This is a genomic window from Kitasatospora sp. NPDC059408 (assembly GCF_042751525.1).
Lineage (GTDB): Bacteria > Actinomycetota > Actinomycetes > Streptomycetales > Streptomycetaceae > Kitasatospora.
The window spans coordinates 144583-163518 of record NZ_JBHYWI010000002.1 but is presented as its reverse complement, the minus strand read 5'-3'; the positions used below and the strand labels follow the sequence as shown (position 1 = coordinate 163518).

Sequence of the window (18936 nt, the reverse complement as noted above, 5' to 3'; positions counted from 1 at the left end):
GTTCCGTCCGGTCCTCAGGCGGTGAGCAGGTCGACCAGCGCGGACACCCCGTCCGGCCCGTGGCCCGCCTCCGCCGCCCGGCGGGTGAGGGCGAGCGCGGCGTCCAGGACGGCGGTGTCCAGGCCCCGGGCGCGGGCCGTGTGGGCGACGTGCGCCAGACCGGCCGCGGCGGAGGCCACGCTGCTGCGGTCGCCCGGGTGCCGGCGGTCGTCGGCGCGCCGGGCGAAGTCGTCGATCAGCGGGGGCAGCAGGAGTGGCAAGCCCTGGGCGTACGGCGCGAGTTCGGCGCCGCTGATGCCCTCGGTGCGGGCGAGCGCGAGGGCGTGGACGTACCCGTGCACGGTGGTCCAGAACAGGTCCAGCAGGGCCGCGTCGAAGGCCGCCGCCCGTCCTGGGTCCGTGCCGACGTGGCGCACGGTGCCGAGGGTCCGGAGCGTCTCCCGATGCTCGGCGAAGGCCTCGGGGTCACCACTGAGCAGGATCGTGCCCCGGGGGCTGCCGATCGTCGGGGTGGGCGTGAGGATCGCGGCGTCGAGCAGACGGTAGTCACGGGCGTCGGTGGCGTTGGCGCGGGCGTCGTCGGGCGCGATCGAGGTGGCGTTGACGAGGGTCCGGCCGCGCAGCGCCGCCGCGGTGGTGTCCAGGACGGCCCGGGCGGCCGGCTGGTCGCGGACGCAGAGCAGGACGAGCGGTGAGCCGGCCACCGCCTCGGCGGCGCTCGCGGCCGACCGCGCACCGCGGGCGAGCAGGTCGGCGTCCCGGCCCGGCGTGCGGTTCCACACGGTGGTCGGATGCCCGGCGGCCAGCAGCGCCCCGGCAAGGGCCCGGCCCATCGGGCCCAGGCCCAGTACGGCAACGGCGGTGCGGGCAAGGGTGGTTGAGGAAGATCGTTCGTTCGGCATGCCGGTTACGCTAGACCTTCACGCCGACGTCAGAGTCAAGCCGGGACGCGGCGCCCGTCCCGTCCTCAGGAGGTGCCCGCGATGCGGATCGGAGAGCTCGCCCGGCGGACCGGCGTCACGCCGCGCGCCCTGCGCTACTACGAGGAGCAGGGGCTGCTCGCCCCCGAGCGCCGCCCCAGCGGCTACCGCGAGTACGGCGAGCGGGACGTGGACGCCGTCCACGGCATCCGAACCCTCCTCGCCGCCGGACTCAACAGCGCCGCGATCGCCGAGATCCTGCCGGGCCTGCCGCTCCCGGGCCGCCGCCGCCCCGGCCCGACCTGCCCGGAGCTGCTGGAGGGCCTGGCCCGCGAACGCGCCCGGATCACCCGGCAGATGGACGAGCTCGCCGCTGCCCGCGCCCTGCTGGACGAGATCATGGGTGCGGACGCGCCGAGTGAGGCGATCCGCCGGCGCGGAGCGTCGAACGCTTCGCCGTCGCGCGCCTGAGTGACCACGCAGTGAGTCCAAAAACTGCGGGTCGGGACGACCTACCGCCGGACCCGCACGCTCCCGCGCCCCGCCGAGGAGCACTTCCGCGTCGTCGCGTACGACCCGCCGCACCTGCTGACCGCGGACGGCGACTGCCCGGTCCACAGCCGCCGGAAGACGGGCGAGGACCGTCAGAGGCCGATGTCCACCGGGGCGCCGCTCAGTCCCATGCCGGGTCCTCCGTGAGCTTCTCGGCGATCCGGTCGTGGAAGCTCCGGCGCTCCAGCGCCCGCTCGACGTCGGCGACCACCCGGCTCAGCGGGTACGGGATCTCGGCCTCGATCTCGGCCAGCGCCGCCTCGGTGGCCCGCCACTCCGCCGCCAGCCGACCGGTGATCGCGCGGGCCTCGTCGGTGAGCGTCACTTTCTTGCTGCGCGCGTCATCGCCCGGGACGGTCCGCACCCAGCCCGCCGCGCGCATCGCGGCGACCTTCTGACTGAGCGCCGAGTGCGTCCGCCCGACCGACTCGGCCAGCTCGGTGATGGTCATCGGCCCGTGGGTGTGCAGCCGCAGGAGCTCCATGACGCGACCGCGGTGACGACGCGGGCGCTGGCCAACTGGGTGAGCACGATGCTCGGTTCGATGCCGAGGAGGGCTCTCGGGTCGTACGGCTGGAACAGCTCGGGATCGACGAACGGCGTGCCGGTCGAGATGGTGCCGACCCCGGAACCGACCACCGGGGTGGTCACGGTGAGCGGCACGCCGGTCTGCTCGGAGACCATGGCGGCGAGGGCGGGCAGCCGGGTGAGGTCGGGCGCCCGCCACCACAGCCCGGAGCCGTCGCCGGGCAGGCCGAGCAGCCGCGCGGCGCGCTCGGGCGTGTGGGCGAGCAGGAACAGCACCTGCTCGGTGGCCACCATGCCGGAGCGCTCCGCGAGCCCGAGCCACGAGGCCGAGACCACCCGCACACCCGCCCGGAGCGCCTCCAGGGTGTTCGCCAGCCCGAGGCCCAGGTCGTTGTGGAGGTGCGAGCCGAGGACGGCCTCCGGCCCGGCCGCCGCGCGGACTCCCGCGAACATCTCGGCCGCCTCGACCGGCAGTTGCCGCCCGACGGTGTCCGCGAGGATCACCGTGCCGGCGCCGAGGGCGGTGAACTCCCCTGCGGCGTCGCCCATCAGCCCGTGCTCCGCCCGGGAGGCGTCGGCCAGGCACACGTCGATCGCGACCGCGTCGTCCAGGTCGCGGGCGGCCTTGACCAGGTCCGCGCCCTGCGCGAGCGCCTCCCGCGCGCCCTGGTGGACCATCACCCGGGCCATCGCCTCGGACGCGGGCACGACCGCCATCACCCTGGCGTGCTCGGTCCCGCGCACCGAGGCGACGGCCTGCCGGACGTCGGCGGGCGTCGCCCGGCACACGGCGGCGACGCTCACCCGCCCCTCCGCCTCCACCGCCACCTGCCGCACCGCCTCGAACTCCTCGGCGCACACGGCCGGGAACCCCGCGGCGAACACGACGTGCCGGGGCCCGTCCGCCCCGAACACCGCCCCCTGCGCACACGCGAGCCGCACGCGGAACGAACCGGGCATCAACGTCTTCGCCTGCGCCCCGTCCCGGGCGGACTCCTCCCACACCACCATCCGCCCGGCCGACGCCGACTCCCGCACAACGTCCCGCATGGCGAGCTCCCTCGTGTGTCGGACCGGGGGAGACGTTAGGGGGAGGGGCGGCGCAGCAAAGGTGGAATGATCAATTTCGATCATGCGTGGCACTTATCATGGATCCCTGGACCGGAAGTTGCTCGATCCCGATCGAGATGGTGCGCGGGACCACACGGCGAGTGGGTCAGTGGCCCTCGTGGACACTCCGGACGGCCGCCGACAGCCGGAGGTCCGGCCGCCGGTGATGCATCCGCCACTGATCGGGCCGGCCGGGCGTGCGTTCGTGCACCGGCTCCGCTTCGTCGTCGTCCCCGACGATCTCGTAGAGGCGCACCATCACGATGTACAACTGACGCTCGGCGCTCCCCACGTGGCTGCGTCGGCCGAACGCGGCCATCATGGTCAACTTCGTCGCGGCATGGGAGGCCTGGCGGAAGATCTCCTGCATGAGCGGCCTCTGGCCCGGCTCGCTCACGGCGCGCGCCAGATTGGCCAGGTCCGCCGACAACTGCTTGGCAGCCATCCCGAGTTCGTCCAGCTCCCACGCCGGGTCGGCCCTCGTCTTGTGTCCGATCCGCGCCCGGGTCAGCTCGCCGGCCAGTTGCCGCGCGGTACGGGCTGCGCGCCGAAGTGCGTCGTCCGGTGGCCTTCCAGCGGGTGTCGGCCACCAGGGCGCGGCCCATGCCCGGTCGGTGGAACCGGACGGTGTGACTTGCTGCCACCGACGGACGCCCATCACCCGTCCGTCCGGTCCGGCCAGGTCTTCCCACACGGACTCGGGCAGCACCAGGATCGGCCCGGGATCGTTCCGGTGCAGGAATTCGTCCCGGACCGACCTGAGGAGACCGAGTTTCCGGCCCAGATCCCAGAGCACGCGTCGATCCGATGACCGGGTCCCCAGGACGCCGGCCAGGTAGCGCGGCCGGTGTTCCCGGGACAGCCCGGCCGCCACGAGGCGGAACCAGCGGGCGATCGACTCCCCGCCCGCGTTGTTCGGCAGCACGGCCATCAGTCCGTCGCCCTGCTCGACCCTGCAGTCCTGCCAGCCGACGACCCGCGAGCAGGCCTCCGTCACCGCGCGGAACCACGCGTCCCGGAACTCCTGGTCACGGTGGTTGCGGATGCCGGACCGCTCGCAGTCCACGACCACGACGACGCGGCGGACGGGCTCCTCCACCGGGCTCTCCTCCTCGGCGTCATCCCAGTCGTAGACGTTCCGGTCCAGCACCGGCTCAATGGACTCCGGATCGAGTTCGGGCGCGATCGAGGAGCCCCGCAGGGTCCTCAGGAAGCCCCGCAGCGATGGGCTCAGTCTGCCGACGTCCACTTCCGCGCCTCCGCGCGACGGCAGGCGGACACGCTCCAACTCCCGCGTCCAGACGCCCGCGTCGCTCGTGCCCGCGGTGCGGAGAATCGTGAGGGCCCAACGGATCAGGTCGCCGGTGACGGCCTCGGGCATGGGATTGGTCATGGGTGCGTCCTCCTCCGTTCCTCGTTGGTGGGGTCCTGCTGCTCGCCGGGTTGTCGGGGCCCGCGCTGCCGGCCGCGGCCGAGGTGGTCGCGAAGCCGTTTGACCCGCATGGAGACCGCGCCCTCGGAGAGTCCGAGGCGGGCCCCGATCTCCTTGTCCGTGAGTCCCAGGGCGCGCCAGCGGAAGATCTCCGCGAGGATCCGGCACTGTTCGGGGGTGAGGTCCGGCCCGAGGTCGGCGATCACCGTCTCGGACGCCGCCAGGTCGGGCACGATGTCGTCGTGGGCGCGGTCCTGCTGCACTTCCCCGCCGTCCACGATGTCGGGCAGCGCGTCGCCGAGCGGGACTTCGACGGCGGCACCCGCCGCGAACTCCCGGCACCAGCGTCGGTGGGCGCCGGGGAAGGCCAGCAGGACCGCGCCCACGAAGTAGGAGGCGAGCGTGGCACCGCCGGCGCAGCTCCAGCCGCCCTCGATCAAGGCCTTCTCCCGGAACCGCGTCCAGGCGAGGGCGACCGTCTCGCCGATCAGCGACTCCCGCTCGTCCACCCGATCGCGGAGGACCCGCCGCGTCCCGGCATCCGTGTCCAGGGGCCGGCCGGCGGTGAAACAGCGGTGGTGGATCTGCTCCGTGACGATCCAGTGCCGCAGCACCTTCGTGCCCGTGGCTATCATCGCGGCTTCGAACAGCACGTAGTCGGGGCCGGTCCAGCCGTCGGCGGCGAGCCGGTCGACGAGGTCCTGGTCCGCCTTCCGGCGCGCGAGCGAGTCGGCCGGGGCGCGGGCGGGCTCTCTGGCCGGTGCCGGGTACGGCGAAGCGCCGCTCCTCTCGACCTGCACCATCGACCCTCCCGCGTTGCGGCCCAGCACCACGCTGCTCCTGTCGGCGTTGTAGGCCCGCGGACGAGCACGATCCCACGCATCGTCACAATTCTTTCGGGAAAAGATTTTTGGGCCGCTCGCGTGGGTCCGGACGGTGCGCCCGACCTATGCCCGAAACGAACCGGGTCCGCCGGACCCGACCGCACCGCCAGGAGACGCGACCATGTCGCACGACCAGATCCCAGCTCAGGCCTCGTCGGACTCCCTCACGCAGCCCGAGCCCGTCGGCCCGGTCCTGGACGTCCGCGTCGGAGGGATCCGCCTGACGCTGGAGGTGCCGGCCCGCCTCCACCTCCTGGCGTCCGGCCTGATCACGTCCGGGACCGCCGCCGCCCTCGGGTACCTGCTCGCGGCGCGCTGAGCCCGGTGGGCCCCCACGGTCCTGATGCACAAGGGCCTGTGGGGGCTCCGACCGTCAGGCGTCGGAACGCGGACGGGTGCGGGGACGGGGCCGTTGGAGCGGATGCGAAGCAGCCGGATCCGGCACCGGATCAGCGCTGGGCGCGCCGGAAGGCGCCCGGGGTGCGGCCGGTCTCGCGGGTGAAGAACTTGCCGAAGTTGGTGGGCTCGCCGAAGCCGAGGGTGCGGCCGATGGTCGCGACGGGGAGGTCGGTGTGGGCGAGGAGGCGCTGGGCCTGCAACGCGACGCGGGCGTCGGCGAGTTGTTTGGCGGTGCGGCCGGTGGCGGCCAGGCAGGCGCGGGTGAGGGTGCGGGGGGAGTAGCCGAGGCGGGCGGCGTACTCCTCGACGGAGCGGGTGGTGGCGAAGGACCGTTCCAGTTCGCGCCGGAAGGCGAGGTAGAGGTCGGGGGAGGGTTCGCCGGTGGGGCCCGGGAGGCGGGCGATGCGGATGAGGAACGCGCCGAGGAGCTGGCGCAGCAGCGCGCTCGAAGGGTCGGCGGGGGCCGCGCCGGTCCGGAGCGCCGCGTACTCGGCTTCCAGCTCCGCCGCCGCCCGGTCGAAGGCGCCGAACTCACCGGGCGGCAGCTGCCACGCGACCGGGTCGAAGCCGTCGAGCGCGGCGTGCGTCGCGGGCAGTGGCGGTGGGAAGTCGGCGGTGAAGAGGAGCAGGACGGCGTCGAGTGCCGCCGGGCGGCCGTCGGCGCCGGACGGCAGGCGCTGCACCTGGCCGGGGCGCAGGTGCAGGAGCGTGCCGCGCGTGCAGGGGTGCGGGACGAAATCGACCATCGCGGTGCCCTCGCCGCCGCGCACGAGCACCAGCTGGTGGAAGTCGAGCCGGCTCGGCCGGCGGGCGACGGAGCTCTTCAGGCGCTGCTTCAGCGCCTCGAAGGTCAGGACCTCGACTCCCGGGTGTGCGGGGTCGGGGTTGTCGTAGGCGATCTCGATGACGTCGCGGTGTCCGTTTTCGACCATGGCGAGTCCCGACTCTACCTCGCCGGGGAGGCGGCCCCGGCGGGATCGTGGAGGCACGGCGGCCGAGGGCCGTCACCGTCACCACTACGACACGTGAGGATGTTTCACCATGTCCGTCCCCGTCATCACCGATCCCGCGCAGCTGCCGATCGCGTTCGAGCACGCCCTGAACGCCGGCGACGTCGACACCGTCCTGACCCTCTTCGCCCCGGACGCGGCCATGCGCACGGTGGCCGGCGAGTTCATCACGGGCACCGACGCGCTGCGTGCGGAGTTCGGCGGCACCGTCGCCGTCCACGGCAAGCTGACGAACGTCCGGCGGCACACGCTCGTCGGCGCGGGCAGTGCCCTGCTGGTCAACGACTGGACCCTGGAGGTCGACACCCCCGGCGGCGGGCGGACCGCCCGGACCGGCACCACCGCCAACATCGCCCGCCGGGACCCGTACGACGGCACCTGGCGCTTCGCGCTCCTCAACCCGCTCGGCACTGCCTGAGCCGTCGGGCGCGTCCGCGGTCAGTTCTCCAGGCTGACGGCCTCGTTGAGGGTGTGCACGCGTTCGGTGGCCCCGGGGTCGGCGCCGATCTCCGGGGCCCGCGCGATCAGGAGGTCCAGGAGCGCGAGGGCCGAGGCGCGTTCGCGCTGGGAGAGGGTGTCGGTGCCGGGGGCCGCGTTGGCGGCGTCGGTGACGGCGCGGTGGAGGCGGCGGACCCGTTCCGTCACCTCGGCGTCGCGGCTGAGCGGGCCGGTCCGGGCCATCAGCCGGTCGAGCACGGCGTCGATCTGCGAGGGCCCGCCGGGAGCGCTCCGGTGGCCGGCGCCGGTGTCGGTGCTGATGCCTGCGTGGCCCCTGGACCCGTCGCGGGACGGGAAGGCGGCGATCTCCGCGACGAGCACCCGGATGCGGTCGACGGTCGCGGGGTGGTGGGCGATGGTCGCGGCGTGCTCGTCGAGGAGCGTGCGCAGCGCGGTGATGGTTTCCGGCGCGCTCATGCCGTCGGCGACGGTGGGCAGCGGGGTCATCGGGGACTCCTGGGGGTCTGGCCGGGGCGGTCGCCGGTGGGACGCGGCGGGCCCGCAGTCGGGTGTGCGGGACCGGACGCGCTCGCCGCACGCCCCCATGCTCGGTCGGCGGGCCTCCCGCTGTCCTGCGGGACCCGTCGCACGGGTGATCCGGCCCGGCGGGTCCTGTGGAAACACCGTGCCCCGGACGGCGGCCGCTCGTGCCCGTTCGACGAACCGTCCAGGCCACTACCGCGCCCGCCTGGCCGGTATTCGACCGGTTACTCCACGTCGCCGCCGGGGAAGATCGACCAAGTCCGATCCGCGCATGACAGAAGGAGCCCGTCCATGGCCGACGACCAGCCCACCGAGACCACCGCCGACGAGCCCGAAGCCGGCGAGACCGCCGCCGCCGAGACCGCCGCCAAGCCGACAGCCGTCAAGGCCACCCAGCCGGTCGGCCATCAGAAGCTCGAGGTCAAGCACATCCAGGGGCAGGTCATCACCCACACGATCGTCAAGCCCCTGCCGGAGTGACAGGCCGAGGCGTGACCGCCCCGGCGCCTCGCGGCTGACCGGCACGCGACTACGCGGGGAAGCCGGGCGCACCGTGCTGTCACTGGGCCGCCCTTCACGGCAAGGGCGGCCCAGATCGCTGTCCGCGGCCGGCCCCGCAGGGCGGCCGCGGCTCTTCGATCTCGCTGCTGGTTGCTGCGCTGCATGTTTGACACGTCATCAGATGCAAGGAGTTCCTGTGGTGAATACCAAGGTCCCGATCGCCGCCGTGGTGGCCGTCGCCGCCGCGCTCGTGCTGGGCGGCGGCACGCAGGCCGTCGCCCAGCCCCAGGCCGGGACGGGCGCGGCGGCCTGCGCGGGGTGGACGAAGGTGGAGGCGGTCTCCTACCTGAGCCATGCCGACGGCAGCTACCGCCGGGCCCAGGGCACGGTCCGGAGCGTCGCGAAGGACACCTGTTTCATCGAGCTGGACGAGAACAAGTACGCCCCCGGCTGGTACACCGGCTGGGACGGTTACTGGAGCATCGCCAAGGAGAACGACAAGGGCGCGGTGTACAAGCAGTTCGCCAAGGCGGTGGTCAGGAGGGGCGACGGCGGCTACGTGGAGTCCCACCTCGTGGACCTGGACCAGCTGCGCGACGTCGCGGAGAGCGTGAACTGCGACGCGAGGGTCACCAAGGACCTCGCGGACGCCTGGCGGGCGGACATCCGCGTCTACGGCGAGCCGAACCGCCAGCGGACCGACTGGATCCGGACCTGGAACGAGGTGACCGGCTTCACCAACCTGGGCAGCCGGTGGCGCAAGGACCAGTGCGTCAAGCTCACCGGCAGCGCGACCAAGTGGGACGGCCACACCTTCTACGAGACCCCGCAGGGCCAGGGCGGCCACTACGACTGGGTCCGCGACGACGCGGTCAACCTCCGGCGCAAGTAGCCCGCGTCATCCACCGGTGCCCGCCCGCACCGCCCGCAGGTCGGAGCAGGTTCCTCGGCGAACCGCCCGCTGGGAAACCTGCTCCGGGCGGGCGCAGTGTTCACCACGCCGGTTGAAACGCCCTAGCCGAAGAGCCGGTCCAGGTGCTCGTCCAGGACGGCGAGTGCGTCGGCCTCGCGGTAGACGCCGAAGAGGACGGGCCAGCGCAGGCCCTCGACGACGGTGTGGAGGGCGCGGGCGGCGTGGTCGGGGTCGAGGTCGGCGGGGAGCTCGCCACGCTCCTGGCCGAGCCTCAGCTGCTGGGCGAGGAAGCCGGTGGCGCCTTCGTACACCATCGTCACGACGTCGCGCACGGACGGGTCGACGGCGCCGCGCGCGAGGATGGCCGCGCCCATCCGGGCGCCGTCGCGGCTCTGCTCGTCCAGCGGGAGCAGCTCGACCAGCAGCCGGCCGAGCAGCTCCCGCACCGTGGTGGGCATCCGGTCGCCGGCGAAGAGGCGGGCGAAGCGCGCGGTGAGCAGCTCGTGGTTGTACTCGATGGCGAAGCGCAGCATCTCGTCCTTGGTGGCGAAGTAGTGCTGCACCGCGCCCATCGAGACGCCGGCCTCGGCGGCGACGTCGCGCAGGCCGGCGCCCTCCAGGCCGCGGGTGGTGATGATCCGCAGCAGGGCGGCGGCGATGTGGCGGCGGCGTTCCTCGCGGTCGACCTGCTTGGGCATGGGCGGCGGTTCTCCCGTGACGATCCGTCTGGTGGTCCGGTACTGCGGCAGTCCGGCAGTGGGGCAGTTTGGCAATGCGGGTGCATTGCCAAGCATACGCGGCGGCTTTTACCATGCGAGTGCATGGTGAAAATCGGCGAGGCGAGGGGGCCCCGATGGTCGTGTCAGTCCCGTACGAGCGCGCGGTGGCGAGGAACGGCGAGGTGGAGATCGCCTACGAGGCGTTCGGCGAACCGGACGGGCGGCCGCTGCTGCTGATCGCCGGCCTGGACGGCCAGATGCTGTGGTGGTGGACGGACTTCTGCCGCCTGCTCGCCGGGCGGGGCTACCGGGTGGTCCGCTACGACCACCGCGACAGCGGCCTCTCCACGCACTTCACCGGGTACCGCGGCGCCCCCTACACGGCCCTCGACATGGCCGGGGACGCGCTCGCCGTCCTGGACGCGCTCGGCTGGCGCGACGCCCACCTCTGCGGCGCGTCCATGGGCGCCGGGCTCGGCCAGTACCTCGCGGCGACCGCGCCCGAACGGGTGCGCACGCTGACCTCCATGCTGTCGATCCCGGTCGACCGGCCGGCGAGCGCCCTCGCGTACGTCCACCCGCTGCGCCCGTTCAAGCTGGCGTTCCGCCGGTACGGGGACGACCGGGCGAGCCAGATCCGCCGGACCGTGGACGTGCTGCGGCTGACCTACCCGGACGGGGCCCGCTTCCCCGAGGAACAGGCCCGCGCGGTGGCCGCCGAGTGCCACGCCCGTCACCCGCACGATCCGACGGCCCGCCGCCGCCAGCTCGCCGCCTCGCGTGCCGTCCGCTTCCCGGCCCCGGGCCTGGCCGGGATCACCGCGCCCACCCTGGTGATCCACGGGGAGGACGACCCGCTGGTCCGTCCGGCCGGAGGACGGGCGGTGGCGGCGCGGATCCCGGGCGCCCGGTTCGTCGGCTACCCGGGGATGGGGCACAACCTGCCGGAGGAGCGGTGGACGGACATCGCCGACGAGCTCGACCGGCTGACGGCCGGTAGCCGGTAGCCGGTAGCCGGTGGCCGCCGGCGGCCCGCGGAGGCACGGGGGTCTTCCGCGGGCCGCCGCTCCGCCTGCCGCGCGGCGCGTCAGTCCGTGAGCTCGAACCGCGCGGCGATCTCCTCGATGAGCGGCAGGTGCTCGTCCCAGGTCGCGCTGCCCATGCCGAGGATGAAGGCGGCGTTGCCGCGCACGGCGAAGTACTCCCGGGTGCGGTAGATGACGGCGCCGCTGCCGTGCCGGGTGAGGAAGTCCAGCGCGACGCCTTGGCGTCCGCCGAACCGGGCCTCGGTGCGCGTGAAGTCGCCGTAGCCGTGGGCCTCCAGTTTCTCCTGGGCGACGTCCGCGACCTTCTCGGCGGTCATGTCCCTGGCCGGGACCTTGAAGACGATCAGGTTCCGGCCGGGCCCGCCGGTGGCCCGCAGGATCTCCGGACCGTTCGCCGGGACGGGCGGCATCGCCTCCCAGCCGGCCGGGACGTGCAGGACGGCGCCGTACGGGACGATGGCCAGGGGCTTCCACGCAGTGGTGTCGGACATGGTGCGGGCCTCTCGGTTCGGTGCGGTTCTCATGTCGCCGGAGGTGATACCGGGAAACCGCGGCGCTGCGAACCTCGCATTCGGCGCGCCGCCCGGTATCGGTACCCGGTGACAGCAGGACGAGGGCCCGACCCGGGGAGACGGAGCACGATGAGCAACCACGAGGTGCGGGAGCGGCTCGTCACCGCGCACGGTCACCTGGTCGAGCGGGAGGTCGCCCGCTACCGCACCTGGCACCTCGACCGCGCGGACCTCCGCCAGTCCGGCATCCTCGGCCTGCTGATCGCCGCCCACCGCTTCGACCCGGACCGCGGCGCACCCTTCGCGGCGTACGCGCACACGTGGGTGCGGAAGGAGATCCAGCGGGCGATCGCGCAGCAGGAGTTCCCGGCCGTCGTCCCCGCCGACCTGGTCGGCCGGACGGTGGCACTGCGCGGCGCCCTCCGGGACAACGCCGACGACCTCGGCCTGGCGGCGGCGGCACTCGGCATCTCGCCGGGCACGGTGGCCGCGCTCCACCGGCAGCTGCGCACGGTCGCGCCGGAGGAGGACGAGGAACCGCCGGTACCCGGCCTCGGCCTCACCGATCCCGAACGCTCGGCCGTGGCAAGGGACTTCGCGACCGTCGCCCGCAAGGCCCTGGCACGCCTCGACCGGCGCGAGGCCGACGCGCTCGTCCTGCGCTACGGCCTGGACGGCGAGCCGGAGCGGTCGTTCCGCGAGGTCGGCCGGGCCCTGGGCGTCTCCGGCCACACCGCGAAGGCGCTCGTCACCCGGGCCCAGACGGAGCTCAGGCGGCTCCTGGACTGACGCCGGGCGGGACCGGACCGCCAGTCCCGGGCGTCCCCCGAAGGAGCCGCACGGACGGCGCACCCACGACGGCCGGGGCAGGCTGGCCGCATGAGGGTCGCTCCGGGGCGCGGTGAGGCGCTCATCGCCGGCGTCATGTTCGCCCTGACCATGGTGGCCGGCGCGGTGGACGCGATCACCTACCTCGGGCTCGGGCACGTCTTCGCCGCGCTCGCCACCGGGAACGTGCTGCTGCTCGGCTTCGGGGTGGCGGGTACGGCGGGGACGCCGCTCGCCGCGCCGGCGGCGGCGCTGGGGGCGTTCACGGCCGGGGTGCTGCTGGCCGATCGCGTGATCGTGGGCCGGCTCCGCGAGGGCCGGCGCTGGTTCGTGTCCATGCTGGGCACCGAGGCCGCGCTCATCGCCGCCGCCGGGGCCTGCACCATCGCCGCCGACGGCGCCGAGCGGCTGCCCACGCACGGGGTGGGCCTCCTCGTCCCGGTCCTGGCGGTCGCGATGGGCTGGCACAGCCGGATCATGGACCAGGCGCGGATCCCGGACATGCCGACGACGGTCCTGCAGACGGCCCTGGTGAAGGCGATCGTGGACACCCTCGCGTTCCGCCCGGCGGTACGGGCGGTGCCCCGGCTGACCCGGATGCGCCGGGTGGCGACGGTGGCGGGCATCCTGCTCGGCGGTGTCGGCGGGGCGCTGCTGCTGCGGCTCGGGGCCGGTCCCGGGTTGCTCGCCGTGGCCGGCTTCGAGGCGGCGGTCGTGGCGCTGTACTCGCGTGCTCCCCGCCTCCGGCCCGCCGAGGGTGACGCTCCGGCGGCGACGGGCTGAGGGCTCCTGCCCTGCCCGGGCCGCTCCGTTCGTCCGCGGTAACGATCCGGTGACGGGTGTGCACGGTGCGTGCAGGCGAGGATAGTTGGATGCGCTAATCTGACTAGCCGCCACCGGACTGACGCCTCATCAGTCACATGTCTGATCGGACGCGACCGGACCAGGCTCATGTGCACCGCAATTCGACCTCCTAGGGACGTGACGTGCATGGCTGACCCCACCGGCTCCGCGGGCTCCACCGGTTCCACCCCCGAGACGATCGAGGTCCACCTCGGCGACGGCACGACCGTCTACGCCGCCGTCCGAGACCCCCGGCCGGGAGGTGACGGCCGGACGGGACGCGACTCCGGTGACGCCGGCGCCGTCTCCACCGCCGTGCGGCACACCTTCGACCAGGTGCGCGAGACCGTCCAGGCCGTCGGCCAGTGGGCCAAGGACACCGCGGTGAAGTGCGGCGACCCGTCCTCGTTCGAGGTGGAGTTCGGGGTGACGCTCTCCGTCCAGGCCGGGCGGCTGATCGGCGTGCTGGCCGAGGCGGGCGGCGAGGCGAGCCTGAACGTCCGGCTCACCTGGGACCGCGCCGGCTCCGGCACCCCCACCGCCGCGTAGGGCGGCCCGCGTGGTCCTGAGAGCCGGCGGCCCGCACGACCCCGCCGTCTGGCTCGCCGACGGCGCCACGACCTTCCTGGGCAGCGGCTTCTTCGTCGCCCCCGGACTCGTCGTGACCTGCGCCCACGTCGTCCACGGACGCCGGCCGGTCACGGTGCACGGCGCGCTCGGCCCGGAGGAGGTCCTCTCCGTCGACCTGTGGCCGCCCGACCGGCCCGCCGGCAGCGCCTACTACCCCGCGCCCGACCTCGCCGTGCTGCGTACACCCGTCCGCGAGGGGCGGCCGGTCGCCGTCCTCGCCGCGACGGAGGCACCGGCCGGTACGGAGCTCTCCGCGCACGGCTTCACCACGGCCACCCCGGCGGACGGCGTGCAGCCGGACACCGCTCGGCTGACGGTGGCCGGGCTGTCGGGCGGCTTCGTCCGGCTCGTGAACGGGTGGATCCGCAAGGGGCTCAGCGGGAGCATGGTGGTCGCCCCGGGCAGCGGGCAGGTGGTCGGTGTGGTCAAGGGGACCGAGGACGACGGCGACCCGGTGGGTGGGTGGATGACCCCGGTCGGGCAGCTGCGCGCGCTGCTGGACCTGCCGACGGCTGCTGCGAGCCCGGCTGCTGCCTACCGCATGGCGGGACGCCAGGAGTGGGCCGACGCGCTGTTCCGAATACCGGCGCTGGACGACGAGCGGGTGCGCCACGACCTCGTCCGCCGGATCAACGACACACTCCCCGCCGAGCAGGGCATCCGTCCGCGCGGCGACTCGCTCGCCCTGCCCCACCTGGAACTGATCGCCGGCGCCTGCCTGGACAACCTCGCCCCCTGCGACGCGCTCCGCGCCCTGGTCGCGGCGGTCCGACGGCTGGCCGGCGGGCACCGGGCGGTGGGCGACCTGGAGCTCCTGCTCGCGACGAGCTGCGGAGGGGGCACACATGCGGCAGCTTGACGAGCGCGCGGTGCACGTCCTGGCGGCGGCGTTGAAGGACATCCCGCTGCTGGAGAACGTCGATCGACGTGTCGACCTCGTGCACAGCATCCGACAGGCTCCCGGGGTGCTGGAGTTCGAGGTCGCATCGGACAACGGGACACACACGCACCTCACGCGGATCACTCGCGCGTGCATCGAGCACCGCAACGCCCCTGCGGCCCGTCGCGCGCTCTACGAGGAGGCCCGGCGCCTCGCCGGCGGTCAACGAGCGGTCTCCTGGCTGAGGTTCTTCAACGCCGTGCTCGATTCGCGGCACCCGGACTCCTTCAAGATGTGGCTGCTGGAGCGCGGCGGGCTGTTGCTCGCGCAGGGCTGGGGGAGCGCCACGGCCCCCGGTGTCCCCGACCCGTTGAGCGAGTTCACGTGGCTCGTGGTCGGCGGGTCGCGGACGCAGATCCAGGCGTACTGCGCCGAGATCGACGGACTTCCGGACAACACGGTCGCTGACCCGGTCGTACCTCCGCCGGACGGGGAGTCACCGGCACCCGAGAAGGAAGAACCCCCGAGCCGCCGCCGCAAACGGTGGCTGCTCGCTGGTGCCGGTGCCGTCGTCGTCCTGGCCGTGGTGATCTGGGCCTTCGTCTCGGCCGGCGGCGACCTGCCGACGGTGTCGCGGCAAGTGGAGTGGCCCACGACGACGCTCTCGCTGGACCCGCACGACGGGCAGCAGTCTGTGACCGGCAGCGTGGCCGATGTGCCCGCCGGGCGCACCCGCGTAACGCTTCCGCTGAATCTGAGCGACCTGAACCCGAGCGGCGGAGCTTGCCCGGGGACGACGGTGGACGTGTCGATCGAAGGTCAGGAGTTCCCCGGAACGCCGTTGGACGGCGTCGTCCACGCGAGCGTGCCAAAGGGCCGGACGAGCCTGAGCCTGAAGCTCACACTGCACACAACCAATAACTGCAAGTTTCTGATCAACTCGAGCACCGTCGACTTCGAGGGCTGAGGGGTTCCGCCGTGATCGCCAGTCGCCGTTCGCGCATGATCGCCGTCACCGTCGCCGTCATCCTGCCGCTGGTGCTCGTCGCCTGCTCGTCCGGACCGGACAAACCGGCGCCCTTCGACGGGACGGTCCGGGTCGGGTTCAAGACGGCGGCCCCCGGCATGTCCGTCCAGGATCCCAACGGCATCTTCCAGGGCTTCGAACCGAGGCTGGTCGACAAGGTGCTGGGCGACGCCCGCGTGAACTACTCCTCCGTCCCGCTCTCCGCGCAGACGTGGCAGGACGCCCTGCTGGACGGCAACACCAACCACAACGGCGCCGACGTCGTCGTGGCGGACATCTCCGACACCGCCGACCGCGAGCAGAAGTTCGACCTCGCCGGGCCGTACCTGAAGACGCCGCTCGGTGCCCTGGCTCCGGCCGCGCGCCCCGTCGCGGTGCAGCGCCAGGAGGACCTGACCCCGCTGCGGGTCTGCACGATCGCGAAGACCACCGCCCGAGCGCTGATCGACAACGAGGTCAAGCCCAAGGTGTCGGTCGACGCCCTCGTCCCCGACGACTGCCTGAAGGCGCTGGACGACGGCAGCGCGGACGTCTTCGTCTCCGACTACCTCGTCCTGCGCGGCATGGCCGTCAACGTCAAGGTGAACGGCCAGGCCCCGTACGTCATGGCGGAGGGCCGGTTCGGCAGAGTACAGACGCTGGTCGCCGCGCTGCCCCCGGGGCACACCTCGGCCTGCCGATGGCTGCGGGGGCGGCTCGACGCGTACGTCAAGAGCCAGGCGTGGGCGACGGAGCTGCGCAGCAACTTCGCCTTCGGCCCCGACGTGTCGGACGACAACCTGCGCCAGGACTTCCAGCCGCTGATCAGCGCCTCGGACAACCTCTGCGCGAAATGACCGGGACGGTCCGCCGGTTCGTCCACGAGTGATCTTCCAACTCACGTACAGTGACGGGGAGGTGGCGGAACGGCGCGAGGAGGGTGCGGCGGCATGGCCGAGGAGAGCATCGCGGATGCGGTGGAGACGGTGCGGCGGTACTACGGGAGCAGCGAGGTCGACGGGTTCTACTCCGCCGTGTGGGGCGGGGAGAACATCCACACCGGCATCTACCTCGACGCCCACGAGCCGGTCGGGACGGCGTCCCGGCGGACGTGCGAACGGGCGGCGGCGAAGGTCGCGCACCGGCTGCGGACCCCGGGGGTCACGGTGCTGGACCTCGGCTCCGGGTACGGCGGGCCGACCCGTTTCCTGGCCGGGACGTTCGGCTGCCGGGTGACGGCGCTCAACATCAGCGAGCCGCAGAACGAGCGCCACCGCCGCACGAACGCGGAGCGCGGGCTCGACGGACTGATCGAGGTCGTGACCGGCTCGTTCCAGGAAATCCCGTTCCCCGACGGGCACTTCGACGTGGTGTGGTCGCAGGAGGCGTTCTGCCACAGCCCCGACCGCGACCGCCTGCTGAGCGAAGCGGCCCGCGTCCTGCGGCCGGACGGCGACCTCGTGTTCACCGACGTCATGGCGGCGGACGGCGTCGCGCCCGAGTCGCTGCGCGAGGTGGTGGCGCGCCTCCAGGTGGAGAGCCTCGCCACCCCGGGCTACTACGAGAAGCGGCTGCCCGAAGTCGGCCTGAGCGGCGTGGACTTCGACGACCGCAGCGAGCAACTCCTCACGCACTACGTCCGGCTGGAGGAGGAGACCCGCCGCCAGGCCGACGCCCTGCGCGACCTCGTCGGCCCGGTGTACCTGGAGGGCCTGCTGGAGAACCTCCCCCGGTGGGTGGCCGCCTGCCGAGCGGGCCGCCTGAGCTGGGGCATCTTCCACGCCCACGGCGACTGACCGCCCGGGCCCGCGGCCGGCCCCGGTGCGGGGACCGGCCGTGGGCGTCGGGGCCTCGGCGACGTGTCAGTGCTCGTCGTCGAGGTGGATGGCCAGGATGTTCGGGGTCGTCTTCGTGAAGTAGGCGCCGTTGGCCACGTAGGCGGTGCCGTCGTGGATCACCAGGGAGGTGGGGTTCTGCAGGCCGTCGTCCTTGCGGACGACGGTGTAGGTGTGGTCGGGGTGGATCCCGGGGTGAACGCGGACCACCTCGTTGCTGCCGTTGAGCGCGGCCAGGAGCTCGTCACCGTGGCCGGTGAACGCGAAGTCGTCGACGGTGGACAGGTTGTCCGCCCGGACCTCGGGCCGCCCGGACCGGCCGTCCCGCAGGATCGGGATCCGCACGATCGTGCCATTGACGGAGTTCGAGACCCAGACCGCGTGGTGGTGGAGCTTCAGGCCGTTGGCGCCGAAGCCCTTGGCCGCGAGCAGGGCGTCGTCCGAGAAGACGGTCGGGGTCCCGCCGGTGGTGGGCACCGTCCAGACCCGGCCGAGGGCGCTGTCGCTGATGTAGAGCAGGCCGCTGCGCCCGTCCAGCGCGATGCTGTTGGGCAGACTGTTGTTGGGGAGCTGGGCGACCTGCTCGGGGGTCGTCGTGTGCGGTCGCAGCCGCCAGACGCCGGTCTGGTCCGTGTCGCCGTTCGCGTACAGGAAGAACAGGGTGCCGTCCTGGGCCCGGACCAGGCCCATGGTGACCGGGTGGCCCACCAGCGGCGTGCCGCCCCCGGTGCCGTCCGGTACGGGCATCCGCACCAGGATCCGCACCCGGCCGTCGGTGCCGACCCGGGCCACCTGCTGGGCGAGCGAGAGCGTCACGTCGAAGGAGCCGTCGGGCTCCTGGACGATGTTCTCCGGCGTCTGCTTCAGCTGGTCGCCGTAGGTGAAGCAGGCCACGACGTCGGGCGAGCCGCAGTCCGTCGCCGTCGCGGAGGCGGGCGCGGCCGCGAACGTCGCGAAGGCTCCTGCGGCCAGGGCGAGAGTGGCCGCCCTTGTCGTCAACTTCTTCAAAGCATCCCCCTGAGACGTGTGGTGACCATGTGTCAGGTCACCGGACTCATACGATGATGCTCAAAGTAGCAGCCGTGACTGAGGGGAAAACCGGGAAGGAGCTTTCCTCGCCTGTCAGGAAGCGGGCGGCGCGGGAGGGTGGTTGACGACGTCGCCGGGCGGGGCGACCTCGTCGTCGCTCCGATGTCCGTGGACGCTGCTCGGCCCAGCGTGCTCGGGGGCCCCGTCGGCGGAGCCCGGGGCCGTCATGACACCGGCCGCGCCCAGGGCCGCGAACGTGATGGACGCGGCGGAGACGCCCCGTTGCCAGGGAAATCTCAATACCCCTCCTGCGGGTCGCACCGGTCGGGCCACCTCGACTCGGCTTCGGTGGAGCACAAACCGTACTGCCCGCCCCTG

General features: G+C 73.3%; 23 protein-coding genes. 13 read left to right on the top strand and 10 right to left on the bottom strand.

The window, feature by feature from the left end; all coding sequences use genetic code 11:
* Positions 1 to 14 precede the first annotated feature (14 nt).
* Positions 15 to 902 (bottom strand): NAD(P)-binding domain-containing protein, encoded by an 888-nt coding sequence (locus ACFXDE_RS03215; RefSeq protein ID WP_380490343.1) that lies wholly within the window; start codon positions 900 to 902, stop codon positions 15 to 17.
* 81 nt (positions 903 to 983) lie between these two features.
* Here ACFXDE_RS03215 and ACFXDE_RS03210 point away from each other — a divergent pair, with 81 nt between their 5' ends.
* On the top strand, positions 984 to 1391 hold the full coding sequence (locus ACFXDE_RS03210) for a MerR family transcriptional regulator (protein ID WP_380448173.1): 408 nt from the start codon (positions 984 to 986) through the stop codon (positions 1389 to 1391).
* Between the two features lie 202 nt (positions 1392 to 1593).
* Here the strand turns inward: ACFXDE_RS03210 and ACFXDE_RS03205 are convergent, their stop codons facing one another.
* From ACFXDE_RS03205 to ACFXDE_RS03190, 4 genes are all read right to left on the bottom strand, one after another.
* Positions 1594 to 1923 carry a MarR family transcriptional regulator gene (locus tag ACFXDE_RS03205; protein WP_380490341.1) on the bottom strand — a complete coding sequence of 110 codons (330 nt, stop codon included), beginning with the start codon at positions 1921 to 1923 and terminating at the stop codon, positions 1594 to 1596.
* Positions 1920 to 3050 carry a 2-isopropylmalate synthase gene (locus ACFXDE_RS03200; protein ID WP_380490339.1) on the bottom strand — a complete coding sequence of 377 codons (1131 nt, stop codon included), beginning with the start codon at positions 3048 to 3050 and terminating at the stop codon, positions 1920 to 1922. The genes ACFXDE_RS03205 and ACFXDE_RS03200 overlap by 4 nt, the downstream gene beginning before the upstream one ends.
* A gap of 166 nt (positions 3051 to 3216) precedes the next feature.
* Positions 3217 to 4491, bottom strand: coding sequence for a hypothetical protein (locus ACFXDE_RS03195; protein WP_380490337.1), 1275 nt, complete (start codon positions 4489 to 4491; stop codon positions 3217 to 3219).
* Positions 4492 to 4499: 8 nt separating this feature from the next.
* The gene (locus ACFXDE_RS03190; protein ID WP_380490335.1) at positions 4500 to 5345 is read right to left on the bottom strand and encodes a hypothetical protein; all 846 of its coding nucleotides are present in this window, start codon (positions 5343 to 5345) and stop codon (positions 4500 to 4502) included.
* A gap of 202 nt (positions 5346 to 5547) precedes the next feature.
* Here ACFXDE_RS03190 and ACFXDE_RS03185 point away from each other — a divergent pair, with 202 nt between their 5' ends.
* Entirely contained in the window at positions 5548 to 5745 is a 198-nt protein-coding gene (locus ACFXDE_RS03185; protein WP_380490333.1) for a hypothetical protein, read from the top strand.
* Between the two features lie 130 nt (positions 5746 to 5875).
* Here ACFXDE_RS03185 and ACFXDE_RS03180 read toward each other — a convergent pair whose 3' ends face one another.
* On the bottom strand, positions 5876 to 6757 hold the full coding sequence (locus tag ACFXDE_RS03180; RefSeq protein ID WP_380490331.1) for a helix-turn-helix domain-containing protein: 882 nt from the start codon (positions 6755 to 6757) through the stop codon (positions 5876 to 5878).
* A 109-nt stretch (positions 6758 to 6866) separates the two neighbouring features.
* Here ACFXDE_RS03180 and ACFXDE_RS03175 point away from each other — a divergent pair, with 109 nt between their 5' ends.
* Entirely contained in the window at positions 6867 to 7253 is a 387-nt protein-coding gene (locus tag ACFXDE_RS03175) for a YybH family protein (protein WP_380490329.1), read from the top strand.
* 20 nt (positions 7254 to 7273) lie between these two features.
* On the opposite strand, the gene ACFXDE_RS03170 is transcribed toward ACFXDE_RS03175, so the two are convergent.
* A complete protein-coding gene (locus tag ACFXDE_RS03170) occupies positions 7274 to 7780 on the bottom strand; it encodes a hypothetical protein (RefSeq protein ID WP_380490327.1) in 507 nt (168 codons plus the stop codon).
* Between the two features lie 327 nt (positions 7781 to 8107).
* Here ACFXDE_RS03170 and ACFXDE_RS03165 point away from each other — a divergent pair, with 327 nt between their 5' ends.
* Both ACFXDE_RS03165 and ACFXDE_RS03160 read left to right on the top strand, forming a co-directional pair.
* On the top strand, positions 8108 to 8296 hold the full coding sequence (locus tag ACFXDE_RS03165) for a hypothetical protein (RefSeq protein ID WP_380490325.1): 189 nt from the start codon (positions 8108 to 8110) through the stop codon (positions 8294 to 8296).
* Positions 8297 to 8516: 220 nt separating this feature from the next.
* Positions 8517 to 9209: a hypothetical protein gene (locus ACFXDE_RS03160; protein ID WP_380490323.1), complete on the top strand. Its 693-nt coding sequence runs from the start codon at positions 8517 to 8519 to the stop codon at positions 9207 to 9209.
* A gap of 122 nt (positions 9210 to 9331) precedes the next feature.
* Here the strand turns inward: ACFXDE_RS03160 and ACFXDE_RS03155 are convergent, their stop codons facing one another.
* Positions 9332 to 9928 (bottom strand): TetR/AcrR family transcriptional regulator, encoded by a 597-nt coding sequence (locus ACFXDE_RS03155; RefSeq protein WP_380438302.1) that lies wholly within the window; start codon positions 9926 to 9928, stop codon positions 9332 to 9334.
* A gap of 155 nt (positions 9929 to 10083) precedes the next feature.
* Between ACFXDE_RS03155 and ACFXDE_RS03150 the strand changes: the two genes are divergently transcribed.
* Positions 10084 to 10956 (top strand): alpha/beta fold hydrolase, encoded by an 873-nt coding sequence (locus tag ACFXDE_RS03150; protein ID WP_380490320.1) that lies wholly within the window; start codon positions 10084 to 10086, stop codon positions 10954 to 10956.
* An 80-nt stretch (positions 10957 to 11036) separates the two neighbouring features.
* On the opposite strand, the gene ACFXDE_RS03145 is transcribed toward ACFXDE_RS03150, so the two are convergent.
* Complete coding sequence (locus ACFXDE_RS03145; RefSeq protein WP_380490319.1) at positions 11037 to 11486, bottom strand: hypothetical protein; 450 nt, start codon at positions 11484 to 11486, stop codon at positions 11037 to 11039.
* Positions 11487 to 11636: 150 nt separating this feature from the next.
* Between ACFXDE_RS03145 and ACFXDE_RS03140 the strand changes: the two genes are divergently transcribed.
* From ACFXDE_RS03140 to ACFXDE_RS03110, 7 genes are all read left to right on the top strand, one after another.
* A complete protein-coding gene (locus ACFXDE_RS03140; RefSeq protein ID WP_380490317.1) occupies positions 11637 to 12296 on the top strand; it encodes a sigma-70 family RNA polymerase sigma factor in 660 nt (219 codons plus the stop codon).
* A 90-nt stretch (positions 12297 to 12386) separates the two neighbouring features.
* The gene (locus ACFXDE_RS03135) at positions 12387 to 13118 is read left to right on the top strand and encodes a YoaK family protein (RefSeq protein ID WP_380490315.1); all 732 of its coding nucleotides are present in this window, start codon (positions 12387 to 12389) and stop codon (positions 13116 to 13118) included.
* A gap of 207 nt (positions 13119 to 13325) precedes the next feature.
* Positions 13326 to 13727 (top strand): CU044_2847 family protein, encoded by a 402-nt coding sequence (locus tag ACFXDE_RS03130; RefSeq protein ID WP_380490313.1) that lies wholly within the window; start codon positions 13326 to 13328, stop codon positions 13725 to 13727.
* Positions 13728 to 13737: 10 nt separating this feature from the next.
* The gene (locus tag ACFXDE_RS03125) at positions 13738 to 14667 is read left to right on the top strand and encodes a trypsin-like peptidase domain-containing protein (protein ID WP_380490311.1); all 930 of its coding nucleotides are present in this window, start codon (positions 13738 to 13740) and stop codon (positions 14665 to 14667) included.
* Positions 14654 to 15655: a hypothetical protein gene (locus ACFXDE_RS03120; protein WP_380490309.1), complete on the top strand. Its 1002-nt coding sequence runs from the start codon at positions 14654 to 14656 to the stop codon at positions 15653 to 15655. Before ACFXDE_RS03125 ends, ACFXDE_RS03120 begins: the two co-directional genes overlap by 14 nt.
* A gap of 11 nt (positions 15656 to 15666) precedes the next feature.
* Positions 15667 to 16551, top strand: coding sequence for a substrate-binding periplasmic protein (locus ACFXDE_RS03115; protein WP_380490307.1), 885 nt, complete (start codon positions 15667 to 15669; stop codon positions 16549 to 16551).
* A gap of 93 nt (positions 16552 to 16644) precedes the next feature.
* A complete protein-coding gene (locus ACFXDE_RS03110; protein ID WP_380490305.1) occupies positions 16645 to 17490 on the top strand; it encodes an SAM-dependent methyltransferase in 846 nt (281 codons plus the stop codon).
* A gap of 66 nt (positions 17491 to 17556) precedes the next feature.
* On the opposite strand, the gene ACFXDE_RS03105 is transcribed toward ACFXDE_RS03110, so the two are convergent.
* Entirely contained in the window at positions 17557 to 18537 is a 981-nt protein-coding gene (locus tag ACFXDE_RS03105) for a hypothetical protein (protein WP_380490303.1), read from the bottom strand.
* Positions 18538 to 18936 lie beyond the last annotated feature (399 nt).